The sequence below is a fragment of the Pseudonocardia oceanicola genome, from assembly GCF_047200735.1.
GTDB lineage: Bacteria > Actinomycetota > Actinomycetes > Mycobacteriales > Pseudonocardiaceae > Pseudonocardia.
The window spans coordinates 181,954-193,525 of record NZ_JBJZON010000010.1; the positions used below are offsets into that span (position 1 = coordinate 181,954).

Here is an 11,572-nt window from a genome sequence, read left to right on the forward strand (position 1 = left end):
CTCAGCCCCGCCGCCAGTCGTCGGAGGTGAGGTGGGAGCCCGCCATCGGACCCATCTGCAGCATCCCGCCGTCGACCGCCCACGAGGCGCCGGTGACGTACGACGCGGCGGGCGAGGCGAGGAACGCGATCACGTCGGCGATCTCCCACGCGTGCCCCGGCCGGCGGAGCGGGACACCGGGCCGGGTGGTTCGCGTCGGGTCCTCGTCCTCCTGCCCGGTCATCGGCGTCGCGATCTCGCCGGGGGTCACGGAGTTGACCGTGATGCCGTGCTCGGCGAGCTCGATCGCCGCGGTCCTCGTGAGCAGACCCAGCCCGCCCTTCGCCGCACAGTACGGCGCCGCGCCGACCCGGGGCGCGTGCTCGTGCACGCTGGTGATGTTCACGATCCGCCCGCCGCGACCCGCCGCGACCATCCGCCGGGCCGCGTGCTGCAGGCAGAGGAACGCGCCGTCCAGATCCGTCGTGATCACCTCGCGCCACTGGTCGAAGCCCAGCTCCAACAACGAGGTGGCGGTGCCCGTACCCGACCCGTTGACCAGCACGTCCACCCCGCCGAGGGCGTCGGCCAGCTCGTCGACGACGGTGGCGGCACCGGGTAGCCCCGTCAGGTCGAGCCGGCGCACCTCGGCGCGGCGACCCACTGCGCGCACCTCCTCGGCCGTGTCCTCGGCGCCCTTCTCGTCCTCGTGCCAGGTGATGCCCACGTCGCAGCCGGCCCCGGCCAGCGCGACGGCCGTGGCCCGCCCGATCCCCGAGTCCGAGCCGGTGACGATCGCGGTGCGGGGGAAGTCCTGGGGAGTCTGCATAGGTGACGGGTGCCCGTCCCGCGGCGGCTCACGCACCGCGTGCCGACCCGGCTGCGGCATCGCGGGGAGCCCGACGGCCGCTCCTGATCACCCGGGCGGCCCAACTTCTCGTGACCGTGCGTCCGGCGCCACCGGTTCGGGTACGTGAGATCGTCGGCGATGGGAGGACACGGTGTCGGTGGCGACCACGGGCGGCGGGCACGTCCAGCGTTCGGGCGGGGGCGGCTCCAGCGGGCTGGCGGACGTCGTCGAGCTGATCCTCGACAAAGGACTCGTGATCGACGTCTTCGTCCGGGTGTCGATCGTCGGCATCGAGCTGCTCACGATCGACGCCCGCGTGGTCGTGGCGAGTGTGGACACCTTCCTGCGGTTCGCCGAGGCCACCAACCGGCTCGACCTCCACGGCAGCGAGAAGCGCGGGACGGATCTCCCGGAGATCCTGCAGAGGACCACCGAGAAGGCGATGCGCTGAGCCGCAGGTCGACACGGCCGCGGGCCGGTCCGCCGGCGGCGGTTCCGCCCCGGCCGAGCTCAGCCGCCCTGGCGCGGCCCGTTCGCCGTCGGCTCGCCGGTGGCCTGCGGCAGGAGCACCTGAGCGGACCTCGACGAACCGGTGGTCCGGCCGTCCTCGAGCCGGAGGTCGACCCGGGTGGATCCGGCGCGCTCCTTCCCAGGACGGCCGCTGCTCGGTAGCGTCCGGGCTCGCTCCCCCGAGTGATCCGTGACACCACGAGGGGGAGCCATGCCCGGCGAGAGGTCCGTCGACGTACTCGTGGTCGGTGCCGGTCCGGTCGGCCTGACCGCCGCGCTCGAGCTGCGCCGCCGGGGCGTCGACTGTCGTGTGATCGACAAGCTGGTCGAGCCGCCGCGGTACGCGAAGGCCGTCGGCATCCAGCCGCGCACGCTCGAGCTGTGGGAGTCGTCCGGTGTGCTGCGCGCCGCCCTCGACGCCGGGATCGAGATGCGTGGCCAGATCGTGCTCCGGAACGGCGAGCAGGTGGCGAAGGTGGACCTCGAGGTGCCGCCGGACGTGCCCTTCGCCTTCCAGGCGCTGCCGCAGTACGAGACCGAGCGCCTGTTGGCCGAGGCCGTCGCCGGGTACGGCACCCGCCCGCAGCGGGGCGTCGAGCTGCTGTCCTTCACCCAGGACGACGAGGGGGTCACGGCCGAGCTGTCCGACGGCGAACGGGTGCGGGCGAGGTACCTCGTCGGGGCCGACGGTGCCCACAGCGCCGTCCGCAAGGGCCTCGGGCTCGGCTTCGAGGGCGGCGCGTTCGCCGAGGAGTACATGCTCGGCGACGTCGAGGTGGACTGGTCGCTGCCACGCGGCTACTCGCTGCGGGCCACCCGGGACGACGACATCCTGGTCGCCATCCCGCTGCCCGGCGACCGGCGCTACCGCATGTCCATGCTGGTACCGCCGGACCTGGCCACCCCCGCGAGCGGTGAGGTGGCGCACGGCTTCGAGGCGGGCCGGCGCCCGGAGCTGCACCACATCCAGGCGGTGCTCGATCGGCTCGCGCCCGAGCCCTGCACGGCCTCGGCCCTGCGCTGGTCCTCGGTCTTCCGGATCAGCCACCGGATCGTCGACGCGTACGGGCGCGGCCGGGCGTTCGTCGCCGGCGACGCCGCCCACATCCACCCGCCGACCGGCGCGCAGGGCATGAACACCGGCATCCAGGACGCCGTCGGCCTGGCGTGGCGGCTGGCCCTGGCCGTCGAGGGCGTGGCCGCGCCCGGCCTGCTCGAGGCCTACGACGCCGAGCGGCGGCCGGTCGGCGAGGAGGTCGTCGGCCGGACGGTCCGGGCGGCGACCAGCGGCGGGGTGCAGATCGACCGGGACGACCCGTGGACGACGATCCGTCGCGAGGCGCAGTTGCTGGTCGGCTACCGGGGCAGCCCGGCGGTGTCCCCGACCGACCCCGTCCTGCCGGTCGACGCGCCGCAGCCCGGGGACCGGGTACCCGATGCCCGCGGCCTGGTCCGGGACGTCGTGCGGTTCCCCGTGCGGCTGTTCTCCGAGCTCGCCGGCACCGACCACACGCTGCTGCTGTACGCCGACACCGCCGGCGCCACCGCGGGTTTCGACAAGCTCGCCGCCACCGCCGCGGAACTGGCCCATGGCCGGATGCGTGCCGTGGCGGTGCTCGCTCCCGGCGTCGAGGCCCCGCCACTGCGCACACCGGTGCTGCACGACGGCGACCGGGAGGTCCGCGCGCACCTCCGCGCCACGGACGGGGAGGCGTTCGTCGTCCGTCCGGACGGGTACCTGGGCCACCGCGGCCCGGCGGCCGACGTCGCCGGGGTCGGCGGGTACCTGGCGCGCGTGTTCGCCTGAGCAGAGATCGGCACAGGCCGAGGGGAGCGAGGCACCGTGGGCAGGACGTACCAGCTGGTCGTCACCGACCGGCGACCGGTCGTGGACGGCACAGTGCTCTCCTCCGCCCGGCTCCGGGAGGAGATCCGCGAGCAGCTGGAGGCGCAGCAGGACGGCCGGGACGACGAGCTCGCCCGGGCTCGCACGGAGCTCCGCGAGAGCCTGGCCAGGCTGGACTACGGGGTGCAGGCACTGCGGGCCCGGATGGTCGAGCAGGCCCGGCACGCCGGGAAGATCGCGGGCGGGGTGCTCGGGGTGGGCGCCGCGCTCACCGGCGCCGCGGTCTTCTGGTGGAGGCGGACCGCGCCGGACTGACCGACGCAGCAGTCGGTCACTGCGCGCGGTGACCTCCGTCGCCGGTGCGGTCGCCGCACTACGCTGCGCCCGGTGGAGAACGACGACGAGCGGATCGCGCTGTTCCTCGACTACGAGAACCTCGCGATCGGCGCGCGGGACGGTCTGGGTGTGGCGCCCTTCGACCTCGGCCCGGTGGCCGACGCGCTGGCCGAGCGGGGCCGCGTCGTCGCCCGCCGGGCGTACGCGGACTGGTCGGCCTTCGACGAGGACCGCAGGCTGCTGGCCCGGCAGCAGGTGGAGTTGATCGAGATCCCGCAGCGGCTCGGGGTGGCGCGCAAGAACGCCGCGGACATCAAGCTCGCCGTCGACGCGATCGAGCTCGCCTACGAGCGCGGGTTCATCACCACGTTCGCCATCGGCACCGGCGACTCGGACTTCACCCCGCTGGTTCACAAGCTCCGCGAGCTGGACAAGCGGGTGATCGGGATCGGGGTGGAGTCGTCGACCTCGCGGCTGCTGCCCCCGGCCTGCGACGAGTTCCTGTTCTACGACCGGCTGCCCGGCGTCGAGCCCCGGCCCCGGCCCCGTCGGGCGAGGAGCCGGGTCGTCGTCACCGCCCCTGATCCGGTGCCGGCACCCGAGCCCGTCCCGCACGAGATCGACGCCGGGGAGGTCGACGCCGGGGAGGTCGACGCCGGGTCCGCCGCCGAGGAGCGCGAGCAGGAGGACGTCGGCAAGCTCGTGGCCAGCACCCTCGCCGGGCTGCAGCGGCACACCGACGGCCCCGTCCTGGCCTCCCGGCTCAAGCGGGCGATCCTGCGCAAGGACCCCACCTTCGACGAGGGAGACTGGGGCTTCCGCGGCTTCGGCGAGCTGCTCCGCCACCTGCAGGAGCAGGGCGTGGTCGAACTCGGCGAGGGCTCGGCCCAGGGCGACCCGTCGGTGACCTTCCCGGAGCCCCGGCCGGACGACGACACGTTCGGCCTGCTCGTCGACGTCGTCCGCGAGCTGGGGCGCCCCCAGCTGTCCGGCCTGAAGAACCAGCTGCGCAAGCGCCGGCCGGACTTCAGCGAGAAGCGCTACGGCTTCACCGGGTTCCTGACCTTCGTCCGCGCCGCGCGCGCCCGCGGTCTCGTGGAGATGGAGCGCGACGAGGAGCTGGGCGACTACGTGCTCTCGGTCCCCGCTACGGGGTGACGGCCTTGGACCCGTCGGGCGTCACGGCGAACCAGGCGCCGCCGGTGCCCTGGCCCGCGGTGGTGGTGAGGCTGCCGTCGTCGCCCGCGTAGCGGTAGAGCGGCCAGCCCGCGAGCGTGACCTGCTTCGTGCCGTCCGTGCGCGTGACGGTGCCGACCTTGCTCGCGTCGACGCCCAGCAGCTCGGGCTGCTCGCCGTCGGGCAGGAGGACCGGCGGCCACTCCGCGGCGCAGTCCTCGGTGCAGGTCGTCGTCGAGGGGGCGGCCGAGTCCCCGTCGTAGCGGTGCAGCACGTGCCCCGCCGCGTCGGTGACGATCGTGCCGAGCGGCGCGCTCTGCACCGCCCACAGCTCGACGCCGCCGTCGCCGTGGTGCATGCCGGCCATGTCGCCGCCCTGCGTCGACGGGCCGTGCTCGGACGACATGTCGTGGCCCTGCATCCGGGTCTGTGCCTGCGGGACGACCTGCTCGTCCTGCGCCCCGGAACCGCAGGCGCTCAGGGTGAGGACCCCGGCGGCCAGGCCGGCCAGGATCAGGTGCGTGCGGCCCATGGGCGTCTCCTCTCGTGTCGGCGGAGACGGTAGGGCCGGGACGAGGGGAGGACGCGCGAGCCTGAGGGGAGGTTGCCTCCGCACCGCCGATCCGCGCCCGCGGGGAGGCGAGCGGCCGCGGGTTGCTCCGGCGGGAGCAGCGGGATGGGCCGGACGTGCGGTGCCCGTTCTCAGGTTCGTCGACGAGCGGGCGAGCGGCCGCCCGGTGTCGCGGTCGACGATCCCGACCGCCGCGCCCTCGTCGGCGAGCAGGTGGGCGGTCGCCCGCCCCATCCCGCTCGCGGCTCCGGTGACCAGGACGACGCGGTCGGCGACCGACCGGCAACGAGCTCGATCACCGGCCTGCCGGCGGCGGGCGGGCGATGACGAGGGTTTGCGGACCCCGGGCGCGCGGGAATGCATAACTCATGCATGAGTCGCGCCTGGGGAACCTGCTCGGTGCCGCCGCACTGGCGCTGTCGGACCTGATGCTGGCCCGGGTGCGGGAGGCGGCCGGGGTGAGCGTGAGCGGTGCGGCCGCGCTGGTCGTGCTGGCCCACTCGCCGGGGGTGAGCGTCACGGAGCTCGGCCGGCGCGTGGGGCTCTCGCAACCGGCCACCGCCCGCATGGTGTCCTCCCTCGAGGCCGCGGGCCTCGCCCGGCGCGGGGCCGGCGAGGGCCGGACCGTCCCGGTCGCGCTGACCCCGGACGGGGAGCGCACGGTCCGGGAGGTCCTCGACACCCGCGCAGCGGGTACCGAGCAGGTCCTGGCCGATCTCGACGCCCACGACCGCCGCGTCCTCACCCGTCTCCTCGAAGGGCTCCTGACCCGGCTCTACGCCGAGGTCGGCAGCTCCGAGGTGCTGTGTCGGCTCTGCGACCGCGCCTGCTGCACGGACGGCGCGGCGTGCCCGGTGGGGCAGGCCGAGCGGGATCGGGGGCGGTGACCGGTGGGTGCCGCGCTCGCCCTGGTGTCGGCGCTGAGCTACGGGCTCTCCGACGTCGTCGGGGGGATCGTCGCCCGGCGGGTGCGGGCCGTGCACGTGGCCTTCCTCGGCCAGCTGGGCGGGTTGCTCGCCCTGGCGGTCGTGGCGCCGCTGCTCACGCCCGCGCCGCCCTCGGTCCGCGACGTCCTGTGGGGCGGGCTGTCCGGGCTCGGGACCGGTCTGGGCATGGCGTTCCTGTTCCGCGGCATGGGCCGCGGGGCGATGTCGGTCGTGGTCCCGGTGAGCGCGGTCGGCGGGGTCGCGCTGCCCGTCCTGGTCGGGGCGACCGTGCTCGGCGAGCGCCCGGCCTGGCCGACGTGGCTCGGTGTCGCACTGGCGCTGCCGGCGCTCTGGCTGGTCTCCGGCGGTTCGTCGCGGGGTTCGTCGGACGGGACCGGGCCGACGCGCGGCTCGGTCGGTGACGGGCTCGTCGCCGGGGCGGGGATCGCGGTCCAGTACCTCGCGCTGGCCCGGGCCGGACCGGGTTCGGGCCTGTGGCCCGTCCTCGGGGGCCGCGCCGCCGCGCTCCTCGCGGTCGGGGTCCTGGCCTGCACGCTGATGCGCGCCCGGCCCGTGCGGGGCACGGGCTCGGAGGGCGCCCGCGCCGGGCGGCGGCGTCCGGTCCGGGTCGCGGCGGCGGGCGGGGCCGGTGTGCTCGCCGCGGTCGCGCTGGCCGCCTACCTGGCCGCGGTGCAGAGCGAGTTCGTGACCGTGGCGGTGGTGCTGTCCTCGCTCTACCCGCTCGTGCCGGCCGTGGTCGGCGTCGCCGCCCTCGGCGAGCGCCTGACCCGCGCCCAGACGACCGGGCTGGCCGTCGCCACCGCCGCCGCGGTCCTGATCGCGCTGAGCTGAGCAGGAGCAGGGTCAGGCGGCGCACGGCGGCCTCCTCGCGTCGATGTGCGGGGAGGTCGACCCGATCTCGCGATCCGTTAGGCGGCCGGGCGGGTGGGGCCACGTCGACCCGGTCGCCGTCGGGGTCCGCGGAGCGGGAGCCGTCAGAGGTCGGCGAAGGCCGCCAGGATCTGCGCCTCGGCGGTGCGCAGGTAGCCCGCGACCTCCTCGGCGGCCCGCTCCCGCTCGCCGGACTCGACGAGGCGGGTGATGGCGTCGTTGCCGTCGAGGTAGGGCTCGTGGAACTCGCGGACCGAGGCCATGCGGTGGAAGACCAGCCGCATCTCCGCGAGGAGCAGGGCCATCTGCTGGTCCAGCCGGGCGCTCCCGGCCAGCCCGACGAGTGCGCGGTGGAAGTGCTGGTTGGCGCCGGCGACCCCGGGCCAGTCGTCGCGCGCGGCGGCCTCGCGGCCCTCCTGCACCGCCTCCCGCAGCCGTCCGACGGCCACCGGGTCGGCCGCACGCTCGCCCTCCCGGACGGCGCCGGGCTCGATGAGCCGCCGCGCGCGGTAGACGTCCCGGACCGTGTCGGCGTCGGGAACGGCGACGAACACACCGCGGTTCGGCTCCCGGACCAGCACCCGCTCGGCGGCCAGCTGGGACAGCGCCTCGCGCACGGTGTTGCGGGAGACGCCGAGCGCATGGGAGAGCGCCTGCTCGGGTAACCGGCCTCCAGGGCGCAACCGGCCCTCGACCACCTCGTTCCGCACGGCGTCGGCCACGCGTTCGGCCGTCGAGGTGCGGGCGACGAGGGCCCGCGCCCCGGCGAGCGACGCGAGAGCGGCGCCGGTGGGATCCGCGATCGTCACGGGCAGAGCGTACGTGACCATCGTGGTTCCGCATCTCGGCTTCCTCTTGCTGAATTGTTGAGCAATCCTTACGCTCGCCACCCGAAGGGCCGGGTGTGGGCCCGGCCATGGTCCGGCGGGAGGGCACGTGAGCGCGAACGGCGGCAAGGCGCAGGGCAGCGGCGGCGATCCGGCGGCGCGGGGCAGAGCGGTGGGCGGGGAAGCCGTGAGCGCGGAGGCGGGGCCCGGCGGTCGCGGCGGCTCCGGCGCGGGCCGGTCGACGCCGGCCGGTCCGGCGACGGCCGTCGCGAAGGGCGGCCGCGGCGCGCTGCTCGGCGCGATGTTCCTCATGGCGACCAGCGCCATCGGCCCCGGCTTCATCACCCAGACCACGACCTTCACCGTCCAGCTCGGCGCGGCCTTCGCGTTCGCGATCCTCGTGTCGATCCTCATCGACGTGGCCGTGCAGCTGAACGTCTGGCGGGTCGTCGGCGTGTCCGGCCGGCGAGCCCAGGACCTGGGCAACCGGGTGGCGCCGGGGGTCGGGTGGGTGCTCGCCGCGCTGGTGCTGCTCGGCGGGTTCGTCTTCAACATCGGCAACGTGGGCGGCACGGGCCTCGGCCTGGACGCCATGCTCGGCCTCGACGCGAAGATCGGCGGCGCGATCTCGGCGCTGATCGCGATCGCGATCTTCCTGAGCAAACGGGCCGGGGTCGCGCTCGACCGCATCGTGGTCGTGCTGGGCGTCCTGATGATCGGGATGACGACCTTCGTCGCCGTCGTCTCGCGGCCGCCGGTCGGCGAGGCCCTGCGCAGCTTCGTGCTGCCGGACACCGTGAACTTCCTGGCCATCACCACGCTCATCGGCGGCACCGTCGGCGGCTACATCACCTACGCCGGTGCGCACCGGATGCTGGAGTCCGGGCTGACCGGGCCGGAGAACGTCAAGCCGATCACGCGCAGCTCCGTGCTCGGCATCATCGTCACCGGCGTCATGCGGGTCGTGCTGTTCCTGGCGATCCTGGGCGTGGTCGCGGGCGGCGTCACGCTGGCCCAGGACAATCCCGCGGCGAGCGCCTTCCAGGCGGCCGCCGGGCAGGTCGGCCTGCGGCTGTTCGGCGTGATCCTGTGGGCCGCGGCCATCACCTCGGTGATCGGCGCCGCGTACACCTCGGTCTCGTTCCTCACCACGGAGCGGACCCGGCCGCGCACGCGCACCCTGCTCACCGTCGGCTTCATCGCCCTCAGCGCGCTGGCCTTCCTGCTGATCGGGGCCGCGCCCGTGACGCTGCTGGTCTTCGCCGGCGCGTTCAACGGCCTGATCCTGCCGATCGGGTTCACGGTGGTGCTGTGGGTGGCGTGGCGGCGGCGGGACCTGCTCGGCGGCTACCGCTACCCGCGCTGGCTGCTCGGCATCGGCGTGCTCGCCTGGCTGATCGCGCTCTACCTCGGCTGGTCCTCGCTCACCGCGGTGGGCAACCTGTTCGCATGATCCGTCCGGCGTGCGGAGGTGCGTCATGACCGCGTTCGACCTGAACTCCGACCTCGGCGAGTCCTTCGGCCGCTGGGAGCTGGGCGACGACGAGGCCATGCTCGGCGTCGTGACCAGCGCGAACGTCGCCTGCGGGTTCCACGCCGGCGACCCGGCGACGCTGCGGCGCACCGTGGCCTCGGCCGCCGCCCAGGGCGTGGTCGTGGGTGCGCAGGTCGCCTACAACGACCTCGCGGGCTTCGGCCGCCGCTTCATGGACGTGCCGGCCGCCGAGCTGGTCGCGGACGTGCTCTTCCAGCTCGGCGGGCTGGAGGCGATGTGCCGGGTGGCCGGCACGACCGTCCGGTACGTCAAGCCGCACGGGGCCCTCTACAACGCCACGGTGCACCACCGGGAACAGGCCCGGGCCGTCGTCGAGGCCGTCGCCGAGTACGACGCCTCGCTGCCGGTCCTCGGCCTGCCCGGCTCGGAGCTGCTGCGCGCGGCGGAGGAGGCGGGACTGCGCGGGGTGCCGGAGTTCTTCGTGGACCGGGGCTACACGCCCGAGGGCGCGCTGGTCTCCCGCCGCGAGCGGGGCGCGATCCTGCACGACCCGGAGGAGGTCACCGCGCGCGTGCTGCGGATGCTCGACGAGGGTGTGGTCCGGGCCGTCGACGGCTCCCGCGTGCGGGTCTCGGCCGAGTCCGCCTGTGTGCACGGCGACTCCCCGGGAGCGGTGGCGATGGCCACCGCCGTGCGCACGGGTCTGGAGAAGGCCGGTGTGGAGCTGAAGGGGTTCGTGTGAGGGTCCTGTCCTACGGCGACGCCGCGCTGCTCCTCGAGCCCGAGGGGGAGATCGCGCAGGTGGTGGCCCTCGCCGACGCCTGCCGGGCCGCCGAGCTGCCCGAGGTGCTCGACGTCGTCCCGGCGGCGCGGACCGTGCTGCTCGTCGCGCGGCCCGGCGCCGACCTCGGGCGGCTGCGGGCGGCCCTCGACACACTCGAGGTCCGGCCCGCGCAGGAGGGTGCGCCGGCCGGCACCGTCGAGATCCCGGTGGTCTACGACGGCCCGGACCTCGACGACGTCGCCCGGCTGACCGGCCTGGACCGGGCCGGGATCGTCGCCGCGCACACCGGTACGCCGTGGCGGGTGGCCTTCGGCGGGTTCGCGCCCGGCTTCGCCTACCTCTCCGGCGGCGACCCCCGGCTGCAGGTGTCGCGCCGCGAGGAGGCGCGCACGAAGGTCCCGACCGGCTCGGTGGGTCTGGCCGGGGAGTTCAGCGGGGTCTACCCGCGGTCGTCGCCCGGCGGGTGGCAGCTGATCGGTCGCACCGAGGCGCCGCTGTGGGACCTCGACCGCGACCCGCCCGCGCTCCTGCAGCCGGGTGCGGAGGTCCGGTTCGTGGAGGTTCCGTGATCGAGGTCCTCGACGCCGGCCCGCAGGCCCTGGTCCAGGACCTGGGTCGGCCGGGGCTGGCCGCGATCGGCGTCGGCCGGTCCGGCGCCGCCGACCGGGCGTCGCTGTGCCTGGGAAACCGCCTGGTGGCCAACGACGACGAGGGCGCCGCCGGGATCGAGATCCTGCTCGGCGGGTTCGCGGCCCGGGCTGCCCGGGACCTGCTGATCGCCCTGACCGGCGCCCCGGCCCCCGCGACCGTCGACGGCCGGCCGGTCGCCCACCACGCGCTCGTCCGGCTCCGGCGCGGCCAGGAGCTGCGGCTCGGCCCGCCCCCGTGCGGCCTGCGCACCTACCTCTGCGTGCGCGGCGGGATCGCGGTGCCGCCCGTGCTCGGCTCGCGCAGCACGGACGTGCTCTCCGGCATCGGGCCCGAGCCGCTGGACAAGGGCGCCGAGCTGCCGGTCGGCCCGGAACCGCGGGCCTATCCCGTGATCGACTTCGCGCCCGTCGCACCGCCGGCCGCGGGACCCGTCACGCTGCGCGCGGTCGGCGGCCCGCACGCCGAGCACGCCGTCGAGCCCGGCGCGCTGGCCACCGCGCGGTGGGTCGCCTCCGGCCGCACCGACCGCGTCGGGATGCGGCTCGAGGGCGCGGTCCTCGAGGTCGCCGAGGGCGCCGGCTCGCTGCCCAGCGAGGGCCTGGCCCGGGGAGCGATCCAGCTGCCGCCGGGCGGCGAACCCGTCGTCTTCCTCGCCGACCACCCCGTGACCGGCGGCTACCCGGTGATCGCGGTGCTGCGCGACCGCGACGTCGACCGCGCTGCTCAGGTC

General features: G+C 75.4%; 12 protein-coding genes and 2 pseudogenes. 10 read left to right on the forward strand and 4 right to left on the reverse strand.

Annotated elements, in window-relative coordinates:
* Nucleotide 1 precedes the first annotated feature (1 nt).
* Nucleotides 2–808, reverse strand: coding sequence for an SDR family oxidoreductase (locus tag ACL02T_RS16960; RefSeq protein WP_412831689.1), 807 nt, complete (start codon nucleotides 806–808; stop codon nucleotides 2–4).
* Nucleotides 809–980: 172 nt separating this feature from the next.
* On the opposite strand from ACL02T_RS16960, the pseudogene gvpJ reads away from it, so the two are divergent.
* From gvpJ to ACL02T_RS16980, 4 genes and pseudogenes are all read left to right on the forward strand, one after another.
* Nucleotides 981–1,253 (forward strand): annotated as a pseudogene (gene gvpJ / locus ACL02T_RS16965) (gas vesicle protein GvpJ); the annotation flags it as partial.
* 297 nt (nucleotides 1,254–1,550) lie between these two features.
* Nucleotides 1,551–3,146, forward strand: coding sequence for an FAD-dependent monooxygenase (locus ACL02T_RS16970; protein WP_412831690.1), 1,596 nt, complete (start codon nucleotides 1,551–1,553; stop codon nucleotides 3,144–3,146).
* Between the two features lie 36 nt (nucleotides 3,147–3,182).
* Nucleotides 3,183–3,500, forward strand: coding sequence for an OmpH family outer membrane protein (locus ACL02T_RS16975; RefSeq protein WP_412831691.1), 318 nt, complete (start codon nucleotides 3,183–3,185; stop codon nucleotides 3,498–3,500).
* Nucleotides 3,501–3,572: 72 nt separating this feature from the next.
* A complete protein-coding gene (locus ACL02T_RS16980; protein WP_412831692.1) occupies nucleotides 3,573–4,679 on the forward strand; it encodes an NYN domain-containing protein in 1,107 nt (368 codons plus the stop codon).
* On the opposite strand, the gene ACL02T_RS16985 is transcribed toward ACL02T_RS16980, so the two are convergent.
* The gene (locus ACL02T_RS16985) at nucleotides 4,669–5,229 is read right to left on the reverse strand and encodes a hypothetical protein (RefSeq protein ID WP_412831704.1); all 561 of its coding nucleotides are present in this window, start codon (nucleotides 5,227–5,229) and stop codon (nucleotides 4,669–4,671) included. The genes ACL02T_RS16980 and ACL02T_RS16985 overlap by 11 nt on opposite strands.
* A 210-nt stretch (nucleotides 5,230–5,439) precedes the next feature.
* Nucleotides 5,440–5,631, reverse strand: a pseudogene (locus ACL02T_RS16990) (SDR family NAD(P)-dependent oxidoreductase); the annotation flags it as partial.
* Nucleotides 5,632–5,636: 5 nt separating this feature from the next.
* Here ACL02T_RS16990 and ACL02T_RS16995 point away from each other — a divergent pair.
* Nucleotides 5,637–6,155 carry a MarR family winged helix-turn-helix transcriptional regulator gene (locus ACL02T_RS16995; protein ID WP_412831693.1) on the forward strand — a complete coding sequence of 173 codons (519 nt, stop codon included), beginning with the start codon at nucleotides 5,637–5,639 and terminating at the stop codon, nucleotides 6,153–6,155.
* A 3-nt stretch (nucleotides 6,156–6,158) separates the two neighbouring features.
* Nucleotides 6,159–7,046 carry an EamA family transporter gene (locus ACL02T_RS17000; protein ID WP_412831694.1) on the forward strand — a complete coding sequence of 296 codons (888 nt, stop codon included), beginning with the start codon at nucleotides 6,159–6,161 and terminating at the stop codon, nucleotides 7,044–7,046.
* Nucleotides 7,047–7,189: 143 nt separating this feature from the next.
* Here ACL02T_RS17000 and ACL02T_RS17005 read toward each other — a convergent pair whose 3' ends face one another.
* Complete coding sequence (locus tag ACL02T_RS17005; protein WP_412831695.1) at nucleotides 7,190–7,894, reverse strand: GntR family transcriptional regulator; 705 nt, start codon at nucleotides 7,892–7,894, stop codon at nucleotides 7,190–7,192.
* A 307-nt stretch (nucleotides 7,895–8,201) separates the two neighbouring features.
* Here ACL02T_RS17005 and ACL02T_RS17010 point away from each other — a divergent pair, with 307 nt between their 5' ends.
* From ACL02T_RS17010 to ACL02T_RS17025, 4 genes are all read left to right on the forward strand, one after another.
* Nucleotides 8,202–9,365: an NRAMP family divalent metal transporter gene (locus ACL02T_RS17010; protein WP_412831705.1), complete on the forward strand. Its 1,164-nt coding sequence runs from the start codon at nucleotides 8,202–8,204 to the stop codon at nucleotides 9,363–9,365.
* Between the two features lie 25 nt (nucleotides 9,366–9,390).
* The gene (locus ACL02T_RS17015; protein WP_412831696.1) at nucleotides 9,391–10,149 is read left to right on the forward strand and encodes a LamB/YcsF family protein; all 759 of its coding nucleotides are present in this window, start codon (nucleotides 9,391–9,393) and stop codon (nucleotides 10,147–10,149) included.
* Nucleotides 10,146–10,760: a 5-oxoprolinase subunit B family protein gene (locus ACL02T_RS17020; RefSeq protein WP_412831697.1), complete on the forward strand. Its 615-nt coding sequence runs from the start codon at nucleotides 10,146–10,148 to the stop codon at nucleotides 10,758–10,760. The genes ACL02T_RS17015 and ACL02T_RS17020 overlap by 4 nt, the downstream gene beginning before the upstream one ends.
* Nucleotides 10,757–11,572 (forward strand): 5-oxoprolinase subunit C family protein (locus ACL02T_RS17025; protein ID WP_412831698.1); only part of this gene is annotated, 816 nt, incomplete at its 3' end. The genes ACL02T_RS17020 and ACL02T_RS17025, both read left to right, overlap by 4 nt.